Below are 21,106 nucleotides of genomic sequence, written 5' to 3' on the forward strand. Positions count from 1 at the left end.
AGCGCAAGCGCTTCGAGGCGGACCCGGCGCACTGGCGCGTGCTGGTGGAGACCTTCCTCGCTGCGGCCCGGGACGGCGACCTGGTCCGGCTGGAGGGGATGCTCGCCGCGGACGTGCGGTACGTGTCGGACGGCGGCGGCGTGGTCAGCTCGGCCCTGCGGCCGGTCGTCTGGCCGGGACCGGGTGGCCCGGTTCCTGGCGGGGGCGTTGCACAAGTACGCCGCGGGCCTCCGGCTCGACTTCGCCGTGGTCAACGGGGAGCCCGCGCTGATCGTCGGCGGGGACGGGGTCCTGCTGGTCGAGTTCGACGAGGGGCTGGTCAGGCAGGTGCGGGCGGTGGTGAACCCGCACAAGCTGGAATTCCTGCAGCGGCAGCTGTCACGTTCCCCGTCGCTGTCCAATCCCAGCGGGTGAACGCACCTCCCCAGTTAAGGACGGACACCATGAGCACGATCCTCGTCACGGGCGGCACGGGCACCCTCGGCTCTCCGCTCGTCGCCCGGCTGCGGGCGGCGGGCCACGAGGTGCGGGCCCTCAGCCGGCACTCCCAGGACCACCCGGTGGACCTGATGGACGGCCGCGGGCTGGACGCGGCGACGGCGGGCGCGGAGGTGGTCGTGCACTGCGCGACCAACCCGCGCGGCGGTGACGACGTGGCCGCCGGGCACCTGATCGAGGCGGCCCGGCGGTCGGGGACCGTCACGAACACCGTCTACGTCTCGATCGTCGGCGTGGACGTGATCCCGCTCCGCTATTACGAGGTCAAGCACCAGGTGGAGCGGATGCTCCTGGAGTCGGGGCTGGGGGTCACCATCCTGCGCACGACGCAGTTCCACGACCTGGTGGCGATGGTCACGGACACGGTCGCGAAGCTGCCGGTGCTGCCGGTGCCGCTGCCGAAGGGGGTGCGGGTGCAGCCGGTCGCCGTGACGGAGGTCGCCGACCGGATGGCCGAACTGGCGGTTCCGACCCCGGCGGGCCGGGTCCCCGACATGGGCGGGCCCGAGGTGCACGCGCTGGTGGAGCTGGGGCGTGCGTACCTGGAGGCGACCGGCCGCGGGCGCCGGGTGTTCGCGCTGCCGCTGGCGGGCAAGGCGTACGCGGCATTCCGGCGCGGCGGCAACCTGACCCCGCAGAACGCCGTGGGCAAGGTGACCTTCGCCGACTTCCTGGCCGAACGGGCCTGACCCGGAGGCCGGTCAGGCCCCGAAGAGGTCCGCCTGGGCGGCGTCGGCGGCGGCCAGCCGGGCGCCGGCGAGGACCGCCGGGTCGCCGAGGGCGGTGGCCCGGACGGAGGTCGGCACCGGGGTGAGCGCGGCGAGCCGGCGGGCGACCCGGTCCGCGAGGGCGGGGCCGCCGGCATGGCCGAGCTCGCCGCCGAGCACCACGCACCCGGGATCCAGTACGGCGGTGACGGCGGCCGCGCCGAGGGCGATGCGCTCGGCGAGCGCGTCGAGGAAGGCCGCCCCGGCGGCTCCGGCCACCGCGTCGCCCACCGGCCCGGTGAAACCGTGCGCGGCGGCCAGGTCGGCCACCGCGGCCCGGCCGGCCAGACTGTGGAAGCCGCCCGAGCAGTCCGCGCCGGAGGGCAACACCCCCGTGCCGGGCACCGGGAGGAAGCCGATCTCGCCGGCTCCGCCGGAGGCCCCCCGGCGCAGGCGGCCGTCGAGGACCACGGCTGCACCGACGCCGGCGCCGAGCCACAACAGGACGAAGGAGTCCACGTCCCGGGCCGTGCCGATGCGCTGCTCGGCCAGGGCGGCCAGGTTGGTCTCGTTCTCCACCGCGACCTGCGCGGGCAGCCGCCGTTGGAGGGCGGCCACCAGGTCCCGGTGCCAGGCGGGCAGTCCGGCGGTGCTGCGCAGCTCCCCGCCGGCCCGGGCCACCAGTCCGGGGGCGCCGACGACCACCGTGTGCAGCCGGTCGGCGCCGGTCTCGCCCGCCAGCGCCTCCAGCACGTCCACGGCCTCCTCGACCGCGTCCACCGGCAGCGCCTTCTCGGCCAGGGGCCGGCCGAGCAGGTCCGTGACCACGGCGGTCGCGCTGTCGGTGCGTACGTCGAGGGCCGCCAGGTAGGCGCGGCGGGCGACGATCCCGTACACGCGGGCGTTGGGGCCGCGGCGCTGTTCGCCGGACTCCCCCACGACCTCGATGAGCCCGGCCCGGGTGAGTCGCTCGACCAGGTCGGCCACCGAGGGGCGGGACAGCCCGGTGAGCGCCTTCAGCTGAGCCGCCGTCAGGGCTCCCTCCTCCCGCAGCAGGCGCAGGGCGAGGCGGTCGTTGATGGCCCGGGCCGTGCTCGGCGAGGCGGGGGACGGGGCGGCGGAGGGCCGGGCCTTGGCAGCAGTCACGCGCCCATCCTAAGGAGCTCCGCCGCCCTTACCATCAGGCAGGCTTCCTGATAGTTTCATGGTCATGAACGGGGAATCCGACCTCGGTCCAGAGCGCCTGCGCCGCGCCAGGATCGCCATCGCCGCAGTCTTCTGCGTCCACGGCGCCGTCACCGGCTCCTTCGCCACCCGCATCCCGTGGATCCAGGACCACACCCAGATCGGGGCGGGGGCCCTCGGCCTCGCCCTCGCCTTCCCCGCCCTCGGCGCGGCCCTCGCCATGCCGTTGGCCGGGAGGGTCAACCACCGCCTCGGCGCCCGGCCCGCGCTGCGCGTGATGTTGGCGCTGTGGACGCTGTCCCTCGCCCTGCCCGCCCTCGCCCCGAACCTGACGGCGCTGTGCGCCGCGCTCTTCGTGTACGGGGCCACCTCCGGGATGTCGGACGTGGCGATGAACGCGCTCGGCGTGGAGACCGAGAACCGGCTCGGCCGCTCGATCATGTCCTCGCTGCACGGCATGTGGAGCGGGGGCGCCCTCCTGGGGTCGGCCGCCGGTACCGTCGCCGCGCACGCCGGGGGCGGTGCGCAGCTGCACCACCTGCTCGCCGCTCTGGCGCTGACCGCGGCCGGGCTCGTCGCCGTACAGGGCGTGCTGGACCTGCGCAGCGGGGCGGACGAACCTGTTCCGCCGCACTTCGCCCGGCCGCCGGCGTCCGTGCTGCTGATCGGCCTCATCGGGTTCTGCGCGGTCTTCGCGGAGGGGGCGAGCCTGGACTGGTCGGCGGTCTACCTGCGGGACGTGCTGGACGCGGACGCCGGGCTCGCGGCCGCGAGCACCACCGCCTTCGCGCTCACCATGACGCTCGCCCGGCTCGCCGGGGACCGGGTGGTGGACCGGTTCGGGGCGGTGCGCACGGTCCGGGCGGGTGGGGCGCTGGCCACGGCGGGGGGACTGCTGGTGGTGACGGCCCGCCACCCGGCCGCGGCCCTGGTGGGCTTCGGCCTGATCGGGCTCGGCGTCGCGGTGGTGGTGCCGCTGGCGTTCGCGGCGGCCGGGCGCAGCGGGCCGGCGCCCGCGCAGGCCATCGCGGGTGTCGCGACGATCACGTACACCTCCGGACTGATCGCCCCGTCGGCGATCGGCGCAGTGGCGGACGCGACCTCGCTCGTGGTGTCCTTCGGACTGGTCACGCTGCTGGCGTTCGGGCTGACCGTGGGGGCCTCGGCACTGCGGCCGCGGCCCGCGGTCGGGGGCACCGCCCTCGCCGATCGGGACGAACCCACTGGTATACGGCCGTAACATGACACTGGCCTCGGCGGGTCCACCGACCCGTCGCGGCCGGAATGCTCGATCGACCGGCTCGACGGAAGTGGTGGGTGGGACATGGGCCTCGGCGTGCGCTGGACCCTGCACGGAGACGGGCGGACTCCCGCCCCCGGCGCGGTGGTCCGGCCGGACGAGCGGCTGTCGTGGCCGCGCACGGCGGGGCTCGGCGCCCAGCACGTCGTGGCGATGTTCGGTGCGAGTTTCGTCGCGCCGGTCCTGATGGGCCTGGACCCGAACCTGGCGATCATGATGTCAGGTCTGGCGACGATCGTGTTCCTGCTGGCCACGCGCGGCCGGGTGCCCTCGTACCTGGGCTGCTCGCTGTCGTTCGTCGGCGTGGCGGCGGCGATCCGGGCGTCGGGCGGGGACAGCGCGGTGGTCACGGGCGCCCTGCTCAGCGTGGGCGTGGCCCTGTTCCTCGCCGGCCTCGCGGTCCAGCGGTTCGGCGCGCGGATCATCCACACGGCGATGCCACCGGTGGTGACGGGCGCGGTGGTCATGCTGATCGGCTTCAACCTGGCGCCGGTGACGGCCTCCACCTACTGGCCGCAGGACCAGTGGACGGCCCTGCTGACCATGCTGTTCACCGGGCTGGCCGTGGTCTGTCTGCGCGGGTTCTGGTCGCGCATCGCGATCTTCCTCGGGCTGGTCTTCGGGTACGCCGTCTCCGCCCTCTTCGACCTGCTCTTCGGCAAGATCCACTCACCGGCGGGCGGGACCGGGGCCGTCGACCACTGGCGGCTCGACCTCTCCGGGGTCGCCGAGGCCGACTGGATCGGCCTGCCGGCCGTCCACGCCCCGCAGTTCGAGTGGTCGGCGATCCTGGTCGCCCTGCCGGTGGTGATCGCCCTGATCGCCGAGAACGCCGGGCACATCAAGGCCGTCGCCGAGATGACCGGCGACCCGCTCGACGACACCCTCGGCACGGCCATCGCCGCCGACGGGGCCGCGTCCGTGCTGTCCACCGCGGTCGGCGGCCCGCCGAACACCACCTACTCCGAGAACATCGGCGTCATGGCGGCCACCCGGGTCTACTCGACGGCGGCCTACTGGGCGGCCGCCGGCTTCGCCCTCCTCTTCGGCCTGTGCCCCAAGTTCGGCGCCGTCGTGGCGGCGATCCCCGGCGGCGTGCTCGGCGGGATCACCGTCATCCTGTACGGCATGATCGGCCTCCTCGGCGCCCAGATCTGGCTCAACGGGCGCGTGGACCTGCGCAATCCGCTGAACCTGGTGCCGGCCGCGGCGGGCATCATCATCGGCATCGGCGGGGTGGAGCTCCAGCTGACGGAGTCGTTCGAGCTCGGCGGGATCGCCCTCGGCACGATCGTGGTGATCACCGGCTACCACACGCTGCGCTACTTCGCCCCCGCACACATGAAGGAACAGGAACCGCTGCTGGACGCGGGCACCTCCACGTACGACGCCGACGGCACGGGGCGCACCGCAGACTGATCCGCCCCGTCCCCGGCCCGGCGGATCCGCCCGGGGTGGTGCCCTGCAGCAGTGCTCCGGGGGCCGCGGTTTCCCCCGAACCGGCGAAACGCGGCCGTGCGCCCTCCCGTCGACGGGCAGCCCCTGGAACCCTCGGGCCCATGGCGCAGATGACGGTCGAGGTGTCGCTGGACCCGGTGCTCGCGCGGATGCGCGGGCTGGACGGGCGGTTGCACCCGCGCGACGGGGTCGCGGTCTTCAACCGGGTCTACCTGACGGTCACGCGCGAGCTGCGCGAGCGCATCGCCCGCGGCGGGTTCCCCGAGGTGCGCACCGCCACGACCCTGACCGTGCTGTTCGCGGAGCGGTACCTCGCGGCGGTGGAGACGGCCTCCGACGGTCGCCGGGTACCGGCCTGTTGGCGGCCCCTGTTCCAGTACCGGCGTCACCCCGGGGTGCGCCCCCTCCAGCACGCCCTGGCCGGGATCAACGCGCACATCGGCTACGACCTCCCTGTGGCGGTGGTCGCCTGCTGCCGGGCCCTGGGCTGCGCGCCCGCCGCCCTGGAAGCCGACTTCGACCGGGTCGGGGACACCCTGGTGGCGCTGGAAGAGCACATCCGCGAAGACCTGATGCCGGGCCCGGACCTGCTGGAGGTCGCCGACCCGCTGACGCATCTGCTCGGTTCCTGGAGCCTGGAACGGGCCCGGGACGCAGCCTGGTCGGCGGCCCGCCTCCTGTGGATGCTGCGCGACAGCCCCGACCTGACGGGTGAGTTCACGGAGTCCCTGGGCGCAGGCGTCGGCCTGGTCGGCCGCTGCCTGCTGACCCCGACGTCCGTGCGCAACGCGCCGGCGCACGGCTGCTGATCCTGCGGCCCGGCACCCGACGCGCCCTCGGACGGCCCGCTTCGGCCTCGGCCCCGTCCACCGCGGTGTCGACGCCCTGAGCGAGAACGATCGGGATGCAACCGGTTCCCGGGATCTTCGACGAGGTCCCGCGCGGGCGTTGAAAACGGGCCGCCGCCGCGCTGTGTACGCGGGGGCGGCCCGTGGTCACGGGGAGCCGGGGGCTCAGTCCTCCGGGAGCTCGACCGGGGCGATCTCGTCGTAGACGTCGCCCGGGCCCGGGTTGGTGGCGTCGGTCTCACCGCCGAGGTGGTGCATGACGCCCCAGACCGCGTTCAGCGCCGTCTGTACGGCGCCCTCGGCCCAGCCGGCCGTCCAGGAGATGTCGTCGCCGGCGAGGAAGATGCCGCGCTTGTCCTCCGGGAGGCGGTCCTGCATGAAGTGGGTGAACAGGCGCCGCTGGTACCGGTAGTGGCCGGGCAGGTTGGCCTTGAACGCGCCCATGAAGTAGGGCTCGTTCTCCCAGGAGACCGTCACCGGGTTGCCGATGACGTGGCGGCGGATGTCGACCTTCGGGTAGATCTCGCCGAGGGACTTCAGCATGACCTCCATCCGCTCGTTCGCGGACAGCGGCAGCCACTTCAGGCTGTCGTCGCACCAGGTGTACGACAGGCAGATCACGGCCGGCTGGTCGGGGCCGTTGTCCAGCAGGTACGTGCCGCGGGTCATCCGGTCCGTCAGCGTCATCGACATGACGTCGCGGCCGGTCTCCTCGTCCTTGTCCAGCCAGAACGGGCGGTCCACCGGGATGAAGAGCTTCGAGGACTCCATGTAGTGGGTGCGCTCGATCGCCGTCCAGTGGTCGATCGGGAACAGCGAGTCGTCGCACTCGATCTTGGAGAGCAGCATCCAGGACTGGGCCGTGAAGATCGCGGCGCGGTACGTGCGGATGTCACCGGAGGCGTCCGTGACCGTGATGCGGTTGCCGGCCGTGCGGTGCAGGCGGGTCACCGCCGGGCGGGGGGTGCCGTCGTGGAGGGAGGACAGCGAGGTGCCCTGCGCCCAGTGGAGGATCTTCTCGGGCTCGCGCTCCCACAGGCGCAGCGGCAGCTGCTGGGAGCCGCCGACGATGCCGCGGTGGTGGTCGTCCGCCTCGGTGTAGACGACGCGGAGGATCTCCAGGATGGAGTTGGGGAAGTCGGTGTCCCAGCCGCCGGTGCCGAAGCCGACCTGGCCGAAGATCTCGCGCTTGCGGAAGGACTTGAAGGCCTCCGACTCGCACAGGTAGCCGTAGAACGTCTGGTTGTCGAGCTTCTCGACGAGCTTGGCCCAGATCTCGCGGATGCGCGGGACGTCGCGCTCGCGCATCGCGGTGTTCATGTCGGAGAAGTCGGCGCCCTCCTCCAGGCAGGCGTTCCACGCGTCGGCGACGTCGCGGTAGATCTGCGGGAGGTCGGCGATCGTCTCGGCGTAGTGGGTCTCGCCCTTGAGGTCCACGACGGTGGAGGGGGTGGCCTCGGCCAGCGGGTTCGGGAACGGCTCGGTCTTCAGGCCGACGAGGTCGATGTAGTGCTGGAGGGCCGTGGAGGAGGGCGGGAAGCGCATGGCGCCCATCTCCGCGGTGAGGCCCTCGGTGCCGGGGCCCTCGAAGCCGACGGTGCGCAGGCGGCCGCCGATCTGGTCCGCCTCGTAGACGACGGGCTTGAGGCCCATCTTCATCAGCTCGTAGGCGGAGATGATGCCCGACAGGCCGCCGCCGATGATCGCGACCTCGGTGCCGTGCTCGGTCGCCGGTATCTGACCCAGACCCGCCGGGTGGGCGAGGAAGTCGTCGTACGCGTACGGGAAGTCCGGACCGAACATGGTGATCGGCAGGCGTCCGTCGCTGTGCGGGACGGCGGTGGTGGGCACCGTGGACGTCATGGGGTACGACTCCTTGCAGGGTGGGGCAGAGGGGGTGGGCGGAGCGGGCCGGGGGCCGGGGGCCGGGGAGCCTAGGGGCGGCCGGGGGCCTAGGGGCCGGGGGCCGGGAGGGGGCTCAGACGAGGGAGGAGTAGAGCCCGGGGCGGCGGTCGCGCAGGTAGGGGTTGTTCTCGCGCGAGTTCCGCAGCAGTTCGGGATCGACCTCGCCGATCACCATCTCCTCGCCGCGGCCGGCCCGGGTGCGGGTGACCCCGTCCGGGGAGGCGAGGCAGCTGAGTCCGACGAACTCGAACTCGCCTTCAGGGCCGGTGCGGTTGACGTACGCGATGTACATCTGGCTCTCGAAGGCCCTGACGGGGACCATCTGTTCGGCGACGAACTGGAACGGGTGCATCTGCGCGGTCGGCACCAGGAGGAGGTCGGTGCCGGCCAGCGCGTGGGCCCGGACGTTCTCCGGGAACTCCACGTCGTAGCAGATCATGATGCCGATGCGGAGGCCGTTCAGGTCGGCCTGGACGACCTGCGTGTCGCCGGGCGTGAAGGCCTCCTGCTCGAAGCAGCCGAACAGGTGGGTCTTGCGGTAGTTCGCGAGGCGGGCCCCGTCCGGGCCGATGAGCTGCGCCGAGTTGTAGACGGTCCCGCCGTCCCGCTCCGGGTAGCCGTACAGGACGGCGAGCCCGTGCCGGCGGGCGATCCCTGCGACGGCGCGGGCCGACGTGCCGTCGGCCGCCTCGGCGAGGGAGGCGATGTCCTCGACCGGCAGTGCGTAGCCGGTCAGGAACATCTCCGAGGTCACGAGGAGCCCTGCACCGGCCTCGACGGCACGGGCCGCGGCCTCGTCCAGCGCCTTCAGGTTCACGGCGGTGTCGCCGAGAAGTCCGGAGCTCTGGAGGAGGGCGGTGCGCAGCGGGGGCATGGGCGTACCTCTGTGGCAGGTGGGGTGGGGTCCTACGAAGGTACGGTTTTGTGTTCGACCCGGACAAGCCGTGACCGTTGCGCTGCGCTCATCGAATCGTTGCGCGTTTGGCCGGTGGGGCGGCGATTCGTTGCGCAGGGGGCCCGCGCTTCGTCCTGCCGGGAGCTGGGAACGGGCCCGGGGCGCCGGGGCGGGAGGCTGGACGGGCGCTGCGACGCCGCAGGTCATCAAGGGTATGGCCGCCGTGTCGGCGGCGGTGCGCCCTGCCGCCCGCCGCGGGGCATAAAGCCGCCCGCGGTGGTTGCTGACCATGGTGACCGTCGTACCGAGTAGCCCGTTGACGGTGCGCGGGGCCGTCATGACACCGTCCGGGGCCCGGGCGCGCCGTCCGAGGAGAGGAGTGCACCGCCCCATGTCGCCCGAAACGGAGACCGCCGCGCCCGTCCACGTCCTGGACAACCCGGTCTGGGCCGCGCTGAACGGCCCGAGCGGCAGCGCTTTCGCCGAGACCGCGCCGGGCGGGCTCGCCGCCCGCTACACCACCGACACCTCGCCCTTCGCCGCGCTGGCGGACCCGCGGGACCCGGACGCCTGGGCCGACCTGGCGGAGCTGGTGGGTCCGGACGGGCCGGTGTGGGTCACCGGGCTGCTGGCCCCGCCGCCCGGGTGGACGACGGTGCTGTCGATCGAGGGCGTACAGCTGGACGGTTCGACGGTGCGGGCCGAGCCCGCACCGGAGGCGGTCCGGCTGGGCCCGGCGGACGTGCCGGAGATGGCGGAGCTGGTGGAGCTGACGAAGCCGGGACCGTTCCTGGAGCGGACCGTGGAACTGGGCGCCTACCTGGGCATACGGCACGAGGGACGGCTCGTCGCCATGGCGGGCGAGCGGATGCGGCCGCCTGGCTGGTCGGAGATCAGCGCCGTGTGCACGCACCCGGACCACCGGGGGCGCGGGCTCGCCGCACGGCTGGTCCGGGCCGTGGCGGCGGAGATCACGGCGCGCGGCGACCGGCCGTTCCTGCACGCCGCGGCCGACAACACGGGGGCGATCGCCCTGTACGAGTCCATGGGTTTCGCCCTCCGCCGCCGCCCGTCCTTCATCGGTCTGCGCGCCCCCGCGGCGCCGCGGGGCTGACCGGTGCCGGCCCGGCCCGGCCCGGGAAGGGCGGAATCACGCCATCCGGAGTGCTCTGCGGCAGCCGGCAGGTTTGCCGGGGCGGCGAGCGGTCACACGCGGACGCAACGACGACAGGAGGTACACCGCCATGAACGACGTCTCACGACTTCCGGGGGCCGCGTACCACCACTGGCAGTGGCAGCTGCGCGCCGCCTGCCGGAACCTGGGCCCCGGCCGCTTCTACCACCCGGCGGGAGAGCGGGGGCCGGAGCGGGAGGAGCGCGACGAGGCGGCGAAGCGGGTGTGCGCGGTCTGCCCGGTGCGGGCCGCGTGCCTGGAGCACGCGCTGCGCACGCGTGAGCCCTTCGGGGTGTGGGGCGGGCTGACCGAGGAGGAGCGCCGGGCGCTGCTGGCCCGCCGGGAGCCCGTGGGGGCCGGCCGCGCGCCGGCCTCCGGTGCCGGTCGCGGCTGGTGACCGCGCCCCTGCCGGCTCCGTGCGGCGGGCGGTGCTCCCCGGTAGCACGTGGGGGGCGGCTCGTGGGGGGCGGAGCGAGCCGGTCGCCGGTGCGGGCGCCCCTCGGGGAGTGCGGCCCGGGTACGTGGAAGGCCCCCGGATACCGGGGGCCTTCCACGTACCCCTGCCGCTGCGGTCCGGCGGGCGGACCGGCCGGGGCCGTCCCGCGGCCCGCGCTACGCGGGGGCGCCGGAGGTGAAGCGGCGCAGGAGCGGGGAGAGGACGAGCACCGACTTGGTGCGCTCCACGAAGGGCTCGCCCGCGATGCGCTCCAGGACCCGCTCGAAGTGCCGCATGTCGGAGGCGAATACCTGGACGAGGGCGTCCGCGTCACCGGTCACGGTCGACGCGGACACCACCTCCGGGTACCGCTCCAGTCCTCGCCGGATGTCGTCCGGGGAGGTGTTGTGGCGGCAGTAGATCTCGATGAACCCCTCGGTCTCCCAGCCCATGGCGGCGGGGTCGACGCGGACGGTGAAGCCGGTGATGGCCCCCTCGCTCCGCAGCCTGTCCACGCGCCGCTTGACGGCCGGGGCCGAGAGTCCGACCTCGGAGCCGATGTCCGCGTAGGAGCGGCGGGCATCCTCGGCGAGGGCGTGCACGATGCGTTCGTCGAGATCGTTCAGTCGCACTGCGGGTGGATCACATTTCTGCCGTGGCCAGTCGGGAGCGGCGGACACCGTACAGGAAGTAGACCACGACACCGACGACCATCCAGACACCGAACGCGATCCAGGTCGGCATCGGCAGGCTGTACATCATGTACCCGCAGGCGATGAAGCCGAGGATGGGGGTGACCGGGAAGAGGGCCACCTTGAAGGTGCGCGGCATGTCCGGCTTGGTGCGGCGCAGGATCACCACGGCGACGTTGACCAGGGCGAAGGCGAAGAGGGTGCCGATGCTGGTGGCGTTGGCCAGCTCGCCCAGCGGGACGAAGGCCGCGAGGGCGCCGCAGAAGAGGGAGACGATGACGACGTTGGCGCGGGGAGCGCCGGTCTTCTCGTCGACCTTGGCGAAGACCTTGGGGACGAGGCCGTCGCGGGACATCGCGAAGAGGATGCGGGTCTGGCCGTAGAGGACGGCGAAGACGACGGAGGCGATGGCGACGACGGCGCCCGCGGCCAGGACGATGCCCCAGAAGCTGCCGCCCGTGACGTCGGTCATGATCTGGGCGAGCGCGGCCTCGGTGCCCTCGAAGTCCTGCCAGGGCATGGCGCCGACGGCGACGAAGGCGACGAGGCAGTACAGGACGGTGACGATGCCCAGCGACAGCATGATCGCGCGCGGCAGGTCCTTCTTCGGGTTCTTGGCCTCTTCACCGGCGGTGGAGGCGGCGTCGAAGCCGATGTAGGAGAAGAAGAGGGTGGAGGCGGCGGCGCTGATGCCGGTGATGCCGAGCGGGGCCAGCGGGGCGTAGTTGCCGGACTTGATGCCCAGCACGCCGATGCCGATGAAGAGCAGCAGCGTGACGACCTTGATGACGACCATGATCGTGTTGATGCGGGCGCTCTCCTTGGCGCCGCGCATCAGGAAGACCATGGCGAGCAGGACCACGACCAGCGAGGGCAGGTTGATGAAGCCGCCGTCGAACAGCGGGGTGGAGAGGCTCTCGGGGATGGTGAAGCCGAATATCCCGTCGAGGAGCTCGTTGAGGTACTGGCCCCAACCGACGGCCACGGCCGAGACGGAGACGGCGTACTCCAGCACCAGGCACCAGCCGCAGACCCAGGCGATGAACTCGCCCATCGTGGCGTACGCGTACGAGTACGAGGAGCCGGAGACGGGCACGGAGCCGGCCAACTCCGCGTAGGAGAGGGCCGAGAAGAGCGCGGTCAGGCCCGCGATGATGAAGGAGATCGTCACGGCGGGGCCGGCCTTGGGGGCCGCCTCGCCGAGGACCACGAAGATGCCGGTGCCGAGCGTGGCGCCGATGCTGATCATCGTCAGCTGCCACATGGTGAGCGAACGGCGCAGGGCGCCGCCCTCACCCTGGCCGCCCTCGGAAACGAGCTGCTCCACGGGCTTGCGGCGGAACAGCGGGTTCACAGGCCCCCGCGACTCCTTCGGGAGCGGCGGCGCCTGGTCGTGGTCGAGCACGAGGGGACTCCTTTGACACTGCGGATGGGGGTTGAGGCATCGGCCGCAGCGATCCGGAGCAGGACACAGACATGCGTCTGGGCATGGGCGGACCGCCGAGCAGGCGGACCGCGCCACTCCACGTACAGCGAGTGAGCCTACGAGCTGAGAGATAGCGCCCGTAATGCACCATCCTTGCACATTGGCGCACGATCGTTGCACGGATCCGTTCGGGATGGCCCTTTGTTGCACGTGGATGATCGATCAGTGCGTGAATCGCCCAAACCGCCCGCCTTGACAGCCCGTCAGAAATGTCGCAGCGTGCGCCCATGGACGCCGACAGCACGGCCACTGCCTGGCTGGATCCGCTGCCCTTCCTCCGCGGGGTCGCCTGGCTCGACCGGGGACTCCCGGTCCGGGCCGACCCGGCCGACACCCTGCGGCTGCCCCGGGACACGGGCGAGCGGGCCAGCTTGCCGATCGGGGTGCGGCTGGAGTTCACCGCGGCGGACGCGGCGCACGCCGTGGAGATCCGCTACCGGGCCACCGTCCCCGGTCCCACCGACGCGCTCCGCGACCTCGCCCACGGCTTCTCCCTGTGGGACCGCCACGGGATGGTCCGCGAGGTCTGGACCGACCCGGCCACCGAGGCCGTCGTGCGCATCGGCCTGCCCGGCGGGCCCGGCCCCTTCACCGTCCACCCGCCCGAGACCCAGTCACCGCGGATCCTGGGCCTGCGCGGGGTCGGCGGCCCCCTCGCGCCGGCGCCGGCCGCCCCGCGCTGGGTGGTGCACGGCGACTCGATCACCGAGGGGTGGTGGTCGACCCGCCCCGCCCACGGCTGGCCGGCCGTCGCCGGACGGGTACTCGGCTGGGACACCGTCAACCTCGGCTACGCGGGTGCCGCGCGCGGCGAGCTCGCCACCGCCGAGCAGCTCGCCGCACTCCCCGCCGACGTGCTCACCCTCGCCTTCGGCACCAACTGCTGGTCCCGCGTCCCCCATTCGGTGCCGCTGCTGTACGAGACCACCCGCGTCTTCCTCGACCTGGTCCGCCAGGGGCACCCGCGGACCCCTCTGCTGCTGGTCTCCCCCGTGCTGCGGCCCGATGCGGAGCGCACCCCGAACCGGCTGGGCGCCACCCTGGGCGCCCTGCGCGACGCGATGGAGCGGGCCGCCCGCGACCGGATGGCCGCCGGGGACGACCGGCTGGCCCTGCTGCCCGGTCGTGACCTGCTCGGACCCGAGCACCTGGAGGACGGGCTGCACCCCAATGACGCCGGACACCGGGCGATGGGCCTTGCTGTGGTCACGGCTCTGCGGCGGGCCGGGTTCGACGGGAGGTGAGTGAAACACCCCACACGGCCCGCCTTGAACGGACCGGGCTCCCCACGCCGTGTCCTGTGCACAGTTGCCGGCGCACCGCACACCGGGCGCCGGACACGGGAACACCACACGTGGGAGAGATCGAGATGGGCATCAAGCGCGGAACCACCCTGGCCACCGTGGCGGTCGTCGTCGCACTGACCGCCACGGCCTGCGGCCAGGGCGAGACCAAGGCCGGCGCGGTCAAGCCGGCGGGGGCCGCCGCCCAGGCGGGATCCGAGTACGGCTCCGACTACGGCTCGGGCGGCGACGCCGGCGCGGGCGCGGACGTGGCCACCAAGGCCGGCGGGCAGCTGGCGATCGCGCAGACCGAACAGCTCGGCCAGGTCCTCACCGACAGCGCCGGCTTCACCCTCTACCGCTTCGACAAGGACACCCCCAAGCCCCCGAAGTCCAACTGCGACGGCGACTGCGCCAAGGCCTGGCCCCCGGTCCCGGCCGGCGACGTCACCGCCGCCGCGGGCATGGACGCCTCCGCGCTCGGCGAGGTCGTCCGCAGCGACGGCAGCAAGCAGCTGACGGTGGGTGGCTGGCCGGTGTACCGCTACGCCAAGGACACCAAGGCCGGGGACCTGAACGGTCAGGGCGTCGGCGGCACCTGGTTCGCGCTCGCCCCCGACGGCAAGAAGGCCGCGAAGGGGGCGGCCGGTGCGGGCCAGGGCTCCGGCGCGGGCGCGGGCTCCGGCGCGGCCCCGGCCACGGGCGCGCTGTCCGTGGCCAAGGACCCCAAGCTCGGCGACCACGTCGTCGACGGCAACGGCATGACCGTCTACCGCTTCAAGAAGGACACCGCCTGGCCGATGGCCTCCAACTGCACCGGCGACTGCCTGGCCAAGTGGCCGGTCGTGCCCCCGGTCGACAAGGCCAACGCCAAGGGCATCACGGAGAAGGGCTTCTCGGTGCTCGACCGCCCCGACGGCAAGAAGCAGCAGAGCATCGACTGCTGGCCCATCTACACCTTCACCGGTGACAAGAAGCCCGGTGACATCAACGGCCAGGGCGTCGGCGGCACCTGGTACGCCGTCGCTCCCGACGGCAAGGCCATCACCATCTCCTGACCGCCTCCCCTCCCCCCACCCTTCGAGCCGCGCGGCCCCCCGCCCCCCCCTCCCCCGGCGGGCGGGCCGCGCACCGTTCCGCCACGGCGCACCGCTCCCTAGACTCTCGTCGCATGCTGCGCGTACTGGCCGTCGACGACGAGAAGCCGCTCCTCGAAGAACTCCTGTACCTGCTGCGGTCCGACGACCGCGTCCTGAGCGCCGAGGGCGCCTGCGACGCCACCGGGGCCCTGCGCCGGATCACCCGCGCGCTGGAGAGCGGCCCCGACGGGGCCGACGCCATCGACGTCGTCTTCCTCGACATCCACATGGCCGGGTTGACCGGACTCGACATCGCCCGGCTGCTGACCGGGTTCGCCCAGCCGCCGCTGATCGTGTTCGTCACCGCCCACGAGGGCTTCGCCGTGCAGGCCTTCGACCTCAAGGCCGTGGACTACGTCCTCAAGCCGGTCCGGCCGGAGCGGTTGGCCGAGGCCGTCCGGCGGGCCTGCGACCACCTCGGCCGCAGCACCGCGCGGCAGCCCCCCGCCCCGGCCGGAGCGGCCGCCGCGCCGGTCGCCGAACGCGGCCAGGACGTGATCGCCGTCGAACTGGGCGGGGTCACCCGTTTCGTCGCGATCACCGACATCGCGTACGTCGAGGCCCAGGGCGACTACGCCCGGCTCCACACCGACGCGGGCAGCCACCTGGTCCGCATCCCGCTGTCCACCCTGGAGGAGCGCTGGGCGGCCCGCGGGTTCGTCCGCATCCACCGCCGCCACCTGGTGGCCCTGCGCCGGATCGACGAGCTCCGGCTGGACGCCGGCACCACCAGCGTCCGGATCGGCGCCGCCGAGCTCCAGGTCAGCCGCCGGCACGCGCGGCAGCTACGGGACCTGCTGATGCGCCAGGCGACCGGTTGACGCACCGACCGTCCGGCGCGCGGCCGGGGCCGTTCGTCGCGCAGCACAGGACGTACGGCGCCCCACCCGTGCCGCCGGTCGCAGGCCCCGCAGCGGGACGCGCCCGAGCCCCCGACCGCCCCTATCGTGGAACCGCAGGTCATCAGGGAAGGGGGTGCCGATGGCCGAGATCCAGGCGCTGCTCGACGCAGTGGCCGGACTGCCCCGGACCCGGCCGGCCGGTCCCGCCGAGGCCGAGGTGCTCCTCGCCCGGCTGCGCAGCACCGCCGCCCGCTGGGCCGACGTCCTGTACGCGGCGAACGAGGGGGTCCACCTCCAGCTGCCGCCCCGGGCGGAGGCCGCGCTGCGGTTGGCGTTCCGGCGCGCCGAGGACTCGTACGTGGAGCTGGAGATCGCGCTGCGGGACTGCACGGAACACCGCGACCCGGCGCCCTGACCTGCCCGATGGCTGACGGCAGGTCCCGGAACGCGCCGGATCACGCCTGTTGCGGTCCGGTCGCCCTGCGTAGACTCCGGTCCCTGCCGTCCCCCTCCCCCGGCCTCAAGGACCCCCGGTGAACCAGACGTACGCGCTGACCGCGGTCACCGTAGTCGTCCTGGTGACCGTCCTGGTCGGCGCGCTGGGCCTGCGGATATCCCGCACCACCTCCGACTTCTACGTCGCCTCGCGCACGGTGGGTCCCCGCCTCAACGCGGCGGCGATCAGCGGTGAGTACCTCTCCGCGGCCTCCTTCCTGGGGGTGGCGGGCCTGGTGCTGCTCGAAGGACCCGAAATGCTCTGGTACCCGCTGGGGTACACCGCCGGGTACCTGGTGCTGCTGGCCCTCGTGGCGGCCCCGCTGCGCCGCTCGGGGGCGTACACGCTGCCCGACTTCGCCGAGGCCCGCCTCCAGTCGCAGGCGGTGCGCCGGATCGCGGTGCTGTTCGTCGTCGGGGTCGGCTGGCTGTACCTGCTGCCGCAGCTCCAGGGCGCGGGGCTGACGCTGGAGATCCTGACCGGTGCCCCGCACTGGGTGGGCGGGCTGGTCGTCGCCTCCGTGGTGACCGCGGCCGTGGCGGCCGGCGGCATGCGGAGCATCACCTTCGTGCAGGCCTTCCAGTACTGGCTCAAGCTCACGGCACTGCTGGTGCCCGCCTTCTTCCTGCTGGCCGCCTGGGCCGGGGACGGGGCGCCCCGGGCCTCCTTCGACGCCCCGGCGGTCTTCCGCGAGCACACCGCGGTCACCCTCGCCGAGGACGTACGCCTCACCCTGGACGCACCGCTGACGGTGACGGTCACCGGGCAGGTGGACGGGCGGACGCACACCGCGGCCCCGCTGACCCTCCGGGCCGGGGAGCACCTCGTGGGGGCCCGCGCGCGGCTGGAGTTCACGCCCGGCACGCCCGTGCCGCGGTCCCGACCGGCGGCCGGGGCCGGGGCCTCGCGCTGGTCGGAGCCGCTGGGCGGGGACCGGCCGGCGTTCGCCCTGTACGCGACGTACGGGCTGATCCTGGCCACCTTCCTCGGCACGATGGGGCTGCCGCACGTCGCGGTGCGGTTCTACACGAGCCCCAACGGCCCGGCCGCGCGCCGCACCACGCTGGCGGTGCTCGCCCTGCTCGGCTTCTTCTACCTGCTGCCGCCGGTGTACGGGGCCCTCGGCCGGATCCACGTGCCCGAGCTGGCCCTGACCGGGGACGCGGACGCTGCGGTGCTGGTGCTGCCGGAGCGGATGCTGGGCGGGCTGCTCGGCGAGCTGCTGGGGGCGCTGCTGGCCGGGGGCGCGTTCGCGGCGTTCCTGTCGACGGCCTCGGGGCTGACCATGGCGGTGGCCGGGGTGCTGCACCAGGACGTGCTGGTGCGGCGGGGGGTGCGGACCTTCCGCATCGCGGTACTGGTGGCGGTGCTCGTGCCGCTGGCGGGGAGCGTGGCGCTGGCCGACGTGCCGGTGGCGGACGCGGTGGGACTGGCGTTCGCGGTGTCGGCCTCCTCGTTCTGTCCGCTGCTGGTGCTGGGGATCTGGTGGCGGGGGCTGACCCCGCCGGGGGCGGTGGTCGGGATGCTCACCGGCGGTGGGGCGGCACTGGGCGCGGTGCTGGCGACCCGGGCCGGGCTGGCCTCCGAGGGCTGGGCGCACGCGCTGCTGGCCTGGCCGGCGGCCTGGTCGGTGCCGCTGGGCTTCACCACCATGGTGCTGGTGTCGGTGGCGACCCGGTCCCGGGTACCGGCGGGGACGGCGGCGACCCTGGCCCGGCTGCACCTGCCCGAGACCGTGGCCGGGGCCCTCCCGGGTGCGCTTCCCGGGGGCGGTCGTCGGGGCGACGGCCGTCCGGGCGACGGCCGTCCGGGCGGTGCCCGCGCCGGGGGTGCCCGGTGACCGCTGCACTGCTGGCGGCATCCGCGGTGTCGGGGGCCGTGCTGCTCGGCCTGGGCTGGGCGGGCGGCCGGTGGCACGCCCGGCGCGGCGGGCGGGCGACCGGGCCGGACCTGGGCACTCCCGTGGAGCGGGCCACGTTCCACACCCTGTACACCGCGTCGCTGGCCGCGCCCCCGCTGCGCGCCGGGCTGACCGAGGACGCCGCCCGGAAGGCGGCCCGGCGGCTGCGCTCCCTGCTGGGGACGGAGGCGCTGTGCCTGACGGACCGGGAGTCGGTGCTGGCCTGGGACGGGCCGGGCGCCGACCACCACCAGCGGCGGGCGATGGCGCGGGTCGCGGTCATGCTGGACTCGGGGCGCAGCCAGAGCGTGCGGACCGGGTGCCAGCGGCCCGACTGCCCGCTGAAGTGGGCGGTGGTCGCCCCGCTGACCGGGGAGGACGGGGTGCTGGGGGCGCTGGTGGCGTACGGCTCGCAGGAGTCGGCGGTACTGGTGCGGGCGGCGACCGAGGTGGCGCGGTGGGTGTCGGTGCAGCTGGAGCTGGCCGAGCTGGACCGGTCGCGGACCCGGTTGATGGAGGCGGAGATCAAGGCGCTGCGGGCGCAGATCTCCCCGCACTTCATCTTCAATTCCCTGGCCGCGATCGCCTCGTTCGTCCGGACCGACCCGGAGCGGGCCCGTGACCTGCTGCTGGAGTTCGCCGACTTCACCCGCTACTCCTTCCGGCGGCAGGGGGACTTCACCACGCTGGCCGAGGAACTGCGGTCCATCGAGCAGTACCTGGCCCTGGCGGGGGCGCGGTTCGGGGACCGGCTGAAGGTGACCCTGCAGGTGGCTCCGGAGGTGCTGCCGGTGGCGCTGCCCTTCCTGTGCCTCCAGCCGTTGGTGGAGAACGCGGTGAAGCACGGGCTGGAGAACTCCGCCGGGGAGTGTCTGATCACCATCGCCGCCAGGGACGCGGGCGCGGAGGCCGTGATCAGCATCGAGGACAACGGGGTCGGGATGGATCCGGCGCTGCTGCGGCGCATCCTGGCCGGGGAGCAGGCCGCGTCCTCGTCCGGGATCGGGCTGACGAACGTGGACGAGCGGATCCGGCAGGTGTACGGGGACGCGTACGGGCCGGTGATGGAGACGGGGATCGGGGCGGGCATGAAGGTCACCCTGCGGATCCCCAAGTACCGGGCGGGCGTGCACAGCTCGGTCCCCGGGGAGCCGCGCCCCCGCCCCTGACCCGGAGGAGTTCCACCGGTCGGCCGAAGAAGGCCGGTGGCCCCGGGCCCGGCCCGCGGGGGGACGGGGCCGGGGCCACCGGGACGGGTCGGAGGGGGATCAGCTCCAGCTGGCGTGGAGCGGCTTGCCCTCGGCGTAGCCGGCCGCGGACTGGACGCCCACGACGGCCTTCTCCGTGAACTCGGCCAGGGAGCCCGCGCCCGCGTAGGTGCAGGAGGAGCGGACACCGGCGATGATCGAGTCGATCAGGTCCTCGACGCCCGGGCGCTGCGGGTCGAGGAACATGCGGGAGGTGGAGATGCCCTCCTCGAACAGCGCCTTGCGGGCGCGGTCGTACGCGGAGTCCTCCGAGGTGCGGTTGCGGACCGCCCGGGCCGAGGCCATGCCGAAGGACTCCTTGTAGAGCCGGCCGTCGGCGGTCTGCTGCAGGTCGCCCGGGGATTCGTAGGTGCCCGCGAACCAGGAGCCGATCATCACGTTGGACGCTCCGGCGGCCAGGGCCATGGCCACGTCGCGCGGGTGCCGGACGCCGCCGTCGGCCCAGACGTGCTTGCCGTACTTCTTCGCCTCGGCGGCGCACTCCAGCACCGCGGAGAACTGGGGGCGGCCCACGCCGGTCATCATGCGGGTGGTGCACATGGCGCCGGGGCCCACGCCGACCTTGATGATGTCGGCGCCGGCGTCGATCAGGTCCTTGACGCCCTCGGCGGCGACGATGTTGCCGGCGACGATCGGGACCTGCGGGTCCAGTGCGCGCACGGCCTTGATCGCGTTGATCATCGACTCCTGGTGGCCGTGGGCCGTGTCGATGACGAGGGTGTCGACGCCCGCGTCGAGCAGCTGCTTGGCCTTGCCGACGTAGTCGCCGTTGATGCCGATGGCCGCGGCGATGCGCAGCTTGCCCTGGGCGTCGGTGGCCGGCGAGTAGAGGGTCGCGCGCAGGGCGCCCTTGCGGGTCAGGATGCCGACGAGGCGGCCGTCCGCGTCGACGGCCGGGGCGAGCTTGCGGTGGCCGGCGTCGAGCTGGGTGAAGGCGTCGCGGGGGTCGATGTCGGCGTCGATGAGCAGGAGCTCCTTCGACATGACTTCGGAGAGCTGGGTGAAGCGGTCCACGCCGGTCAGGTCGTGGTCGGTGACCACGCCGACCGGGCGGCCGTCGGCGTCGACGACGACACCGGCGCCGTGGGCCCGCTTGGGCAGCAGGGAGAGGGCGTCGGCGACGGTCTGGGTGGGCGCCAGCGTGATCGGGGTGTCGAGCACGAGGTGGCGGGTCTTGACCCAGGAGATGACGTCGGTGACGACCTCGATCGGGATGTCCTGCGGGATGACGACGAGGCCGCCGCGGCGGGCGACCGTCTCGGCCATCCGGCGGCCCGCGATGGCGGTCATGTTCGCCACGACGAGCGGAATGGTGGTGCCGGTGCCGTCGGGCGACGCGAGGTCGACGCCCTGGCGGGAACCGACCGCGGAACGGCTCGGCACCATGAACACATCGTCGTACGTCAGGTCGTACGGCGGCTTCAGGTCATTGAGGAAACGCACGTGCAGAACATCCCAGTCGAGTCGGAGGATCCCGTCATACCCATGAGGGGCAGCCGGGAAAACGCACGTACTTCATTCTCCCATGGACCGGCACGAATGCCGCCCGGGCTGATCGTCCAGGACATACCGGGCCCCCTCGTGGGTTCCTACG

19 protein-coding genes are annotated in these 21,106 nt (G+C 73.5%); 13 read left to right on the forward strand and 6 right to left on the reverse strand.

Translation table 11 applies throughout. The features are described 5' to 3' along the window. The first annotated feature begins 207 nt into the window (after positions 1 to 207). Positions 208 to 414 (forward strand): hypothetical protein, encoded by a 207-nt coding sequence (locus ACFV7Q_RS06335; protein ID WP_385424227.1) that lies wholly within the window; start codon positions 208 to 210, stop codon positions 412 to 414. Positions 415 to 443: 29 nt separating this feature from the next. Next, positions 444 to 1,187 carry an SDR family oxidoreductase gene (locus tag ACFV7Q_RS06340; RefSeq protein WP_385424230.1) on the forward strand — a complete coding sequence of 248 codons (744 nt, stop codon included), beginning with the start codon at positions 444 to 446 and terminating at the stop codon, positions 1,185 to 1,187. Between the two features lie 12 nt (positions 1,188 to 1,199). On the opposite strand, the gene ACFV7Q_RS06345 is transcribed toward ACFV7Q_RS06340, so the two are convergent. Continuing rightward, entirely contained in the window at positions 1,200 to 2,351 is a 1,152-nt protein-coding gene (locus ACFV7Q_RS06345; protein WP_385424233.1) for an ROK family protein, read from the reverse strand. A gap of 58 nt (positions 2,352 to 2,409) precedes the next feature. Between ACFV7Q_RS06345 and ACFV7Q_RS06350 the strand changes: the two genes are divergently transcribed. The 3 genes from ACFV7Q_RS06350 (at position 2,410) to ACFV7Q_RS06360 (ending at position 5,957) form a co-directional block, all read left to right on the forward strand. After that, entirely contained in the window at positions 2,410 to 3,630 is a 1,221-nt protein-coding gene (locus ACFV7Q_RS06350; RefSeq protein WP_385424236.1) for an MFS transporter, read from the forward strand. 84 nt (positions 3,631 to 3,714) lie between these two features. Next, positions 3,715 to 5,109 carry a uracil-xanthine permease family protein gene (locus tag ACFV7Q_RS06355; protein ID WP_385424239.1) on the forward strand — a complete coding sequence of 465 codons (1,395 nt, stop codon included), beginning with the start codon at positions 3,715 to 3,717 and terminating at the stop codon, positions 5,107 to 5,109. Between the two features lie 140 nt (positions 5,110 to 5,249). After that, the gene (locus ACFV7Q_RS06360) at positions 5,250 to 5,957 is read left to right on the forward strand and encodes a DUF5995 family protein (RefSeq protein ID WP_385424241.1); all 708 of its coding nucleotides are present in this window, start codon (positions 5,250 to 5,252) and stop codon (positions 5,955 to 5,957) included. A gap of 204 nt (positions 5,958 to 6,161) precedes the next feature. On the opposite strand, the gene ACFV7Q_RS06365 is transcribed toward ACFV7Q_RS06360, so the two are convergent. Both ACFV7Q_RS06365 and ACFV7Q_RS06370 read right to left on the reverse strand, forming a co-directional pair. Then, a complete protein-coding gene (locus tag ACFV7Q_RS06365) occupies positions 6,162 to 7,859 on the reverse strand; it encodes a flavin monoamine oxidase family protein (RefSeq protein WP_385424245.1) in 1,698 nt (565 codons plus the stop codon). Positions 7,860 to 7,974: 115 nt separating this feature from the next. After that, positions 7,975 to 8,775, reverse strand: coding sequence for a carbon-nitrogen hydrolase family protein (locus ACFV7Q_RS06370; RefSeq protein WP_385424248.1), 801 nt, complete (start codon positions 8,773 to 8,775; stop codon positions 7,975 to 7,977). Between the two features lie 412 nt (positions 8,776 to 9,187). On the opposite strand from ACFV7Q_RS06370, the gene ACFV7Q_RS06375 reads away from it, so the two are divergent. Together ACFV7Q_RS06375 and ACFV7Q_RS06380 are read left to right on the forward strand one after the other, a co-directional pair. Continuing rightward, positions 9,188 to 9,910, forward strand: coding sequence for a GNAT family N-acetyltransferase (locus ACFV7Q_RS06375; protein WP_385424250.1), 723 nt, complete (start codon positions 9,188 to 9,190; stop codon positions 9,908 to 9,910). Positions 9,911 to 10,040: 130 nt separating this feature from the next. Next, entirely contained in the window at positions 10,041 to 10,367 is a 327-nt protein-coding gene (locus ACFV7Q_RS06380) for a WhiB family transcriptional regulator (RefSeq protein ID WP_385424253.1), read from the forward strand. Between the two features lie 215 nt (positions 10,368 to 10,582). On the opposite strand, the gene ACFV7Q_RS06385 is transcribed toward ACFV7Q_RS06380, so the two are convergent. Both ACFV7Q_RS06385 and ACFV7Q_RS06390 read right to left on the reverse strand, forming a co-directional pair. Beyond that, complete coding sequence (locus tag ACFV7Q_RS06385) at positions 10,583 to 11,038, reverse strand: Lrp/AsnC family transcriptional regulator (protein WP_179177713.1); 456 nt, start codon at positions 11,036 to 11,038, stop codon at positions 10,583 to 10,585. 10 nt (positions 11,039 to 11,048) lie between these two features. After that, positions 11,049 to 12,503 carry an amino acid permease gene (locus ACFV7Q_RS06390; RefSeq protein WP_385424255.1) on the reverse strand — a complete coding sequence of 485 codons (1,455 nt, stop codon included), beginning with the start codon at positions 12,501 to 12,503 and terminating at the stop codon, positions 11,049 to 11,051. A gap of 308 nt (positions 12,504 to 12,811) precedes the next feature. Here ACFV7Q_RS06390 and ACFV7Q_RS06395 point away from each other — a divergent pair, with 308 nt between their 5' ends. The 6 genes from ACFV7Q_RS06395 (at position 12,812) to ACFV7Q_RS06420 (ending at position 19,413) form a co-directional block, all read left to right on the forward strand. Next, positions 12,812 to 13,828, forward strand: a complete 1,017-nt coding sequence (locus ACFV7Q_RS06395; RefSeq protein ID WP_385424257.1) for a GDSL-type esterase/lipase family protein — start codon at positions 12,812 to 12,814, stop codon at positions 13,826 to 13,828. A gap of 125 nt (positions 13,829 to 13,953) precedes the next feature. Continuing rightward, complete coding sequence (locus ACFV7Q_RS06400) at positions 13,954 to 14,925, forward strand: SCO0930 family lipoprotein (RefSeq protein ID WP_385424292.1); 972 nt, start codon at positions 13,954 to 13,956, stop codon at positions 14,923 to 14,925. A 113-nt stretch (positions 14,926 to 15,038) separates the two neighbouring features. Then, positions 15,039 to 15,827, forward strand: coding sequence for a LytR/AlgR family response regulator transcription factor (locus ACFV7Q_RS06405; protein WP_385424259.1), 789 nt, complete (start codon positions 15,039 to 15,041; stop codon positions 15,825 to 15,827). Between the two features lie 160 nt (positions 15,828 to 15,987). Further along, positions 15,988 to 16,263 carry a hypothetical protein gene (locus tag ACFV7Q_RS06410; RefSeq protein WP_385424261.1) on the forward strand — a complete coding sequence of 92 codons (276 nt, stop codon included), beginning with the start codon at positions 15,988 to 15,990 and terminating at the stop codon, positions 16,261 to 16,263. A gap of 118 nt (positions 16,264 to 16,381) precedes the next feature. Next, entirely contained in the window at positions 16,382 to 18,184 is a 1,803-nt protein-coding gene (locus ACFV7Q_RS06415) for a cation acetate symporter (protein WP_385424264.1), read from the forward strand. Continuing rightward, entirely contained in the window at positions 18,181 to 19,413 is a 1,233-nt protein-coding gene (locus ACFV7Q_RS06420; protein WP_385424266.1) for a sensor histidine kinase, read from the forward strand. Before ACFV7Q_RS06415 ends, ACFV7Q_RS06420 begins: the two co-directional genes overlap by 4 nt. Positions 19,414 to 19,512: 99 nt before the next feature. Here ACFV7Q_RS06420 and ACFV7Q_RS06425 read toward each other — a convergent pair whose 3' ends face one another. Further along, positions 19,513 to 20,961, reverse strand: a complete 1,449-nt coding sequence (locus ACFV7Q_RS06425; RefSeq protein ID WP_385424295.1) for a GuaB1 family IMP dehydrogenase-related protein — start codon at positions 20,959 to 20,961, stop codon at positions 19,513 to 19,515. Positions 20,962 to 21,106 lie beyond the last annotated feature (145 nt).

The sequence above is a fragment of the Streptomyces sp. NPDC059851 genome (assembly GCF_042732005.1).
Classification (GTDB): Bacteria; Actinomycetota; Actinomycetes; order Streptomycetales; family Streptomycetaceae; genus Streptomyces.

Excerpts from the sequence above, each read along its gene's own strand:
- ACFV7Q_RS06340 (WP_385424230.1), top strand. The coding sequence starts at position 444 with ATGAGCACGATCCTCGTCACGGGCGGCACGGGCACCCTCGGCTCTCCG.
- ACFV7Q_RS06350 (WP_385424236.1), top strand. The coding sequence starts at position 2,410 with ATGGTCATGAACGGGGAATCCGACCTCGGTCCAGAGCGCCTGCGCCGC.
- ACFV7Q_RS06355 (WP_385424239.1), top strand. The coding sequence starts at position 3,715 with ATGGGCCTCGGCGTGCGCTGGACCCTGCACGGAGACGGGCGGACTCCC.
- ACFV7Q_RS06360 (WP_385424241.1), top strand. The coding sequence starts at position 5,250 with ATGGCGCAGATGACGGTCGAGGTGTCGCTGGACCCGGTGCTCGCGCGG.
- ACFV7Q_RS06365 (WP_385424245.1), bottom strand. The coding sequence starts at position 7,859 with ATGACGTCCACGGTGCCCACCACCGCCGTCCCGCACAGCGACGGACGC.
- ACFV7Q_RS06370 (WP_385424248.1), bottom strand. The coding sequence starts at position 8,775 with ATGCCCCCGCTGCGCACCGCCCTCCTCCAGAGCTCCGGACTTCTCGGC.
- ACFV7Q_RS06375 (WP_385424250.1), top strand. The coding sequence starts at position 9,188 with ATGTCGCCCGAAACGGAGACCGCCGCGCCCGTCCACGTCCTGGACAAC.
- ACFV7Q_RS06380 (WP_385424253.1), top strand. The coding sequence starts at position 10,041 with ATGAACGACGTCTCACGACTTCCGGGGGCCGCGTACCACCACTGGCAG.
- ACFV7Q_RS06395 (WP_385424257.1), top strand. The coding sequence starts at position 12,812 with ATGGACGCCGACAGCACGGCCACTGCCTGGCTGGATCCGCTGCCCTTC.
- ACFV7Q_RS06400 (WP_385424292.1), top strand. The coding sequence starts at position 13,954 with ATGGGCATCAAGCGCGGAACCACCCTGGCCACCGTGGCGGTCGTCGTC.
- ACFV7Q_RS06405 (WP_385424259.1), top strand. The coding sequence starts at position 15,039 with ATGCTGCGCGTACTGGCCGTCGACGACGAGAAGCCGCTCCTCGAAGAA.
- ACFV7Q_RS06410 (WP_385424261.1), top strand. The coding sequence starts at position 15,988 with ATGGCCGAGATCCAGGCGCTGCTCGACGCAGTGGCCGGACTGCCCCGG.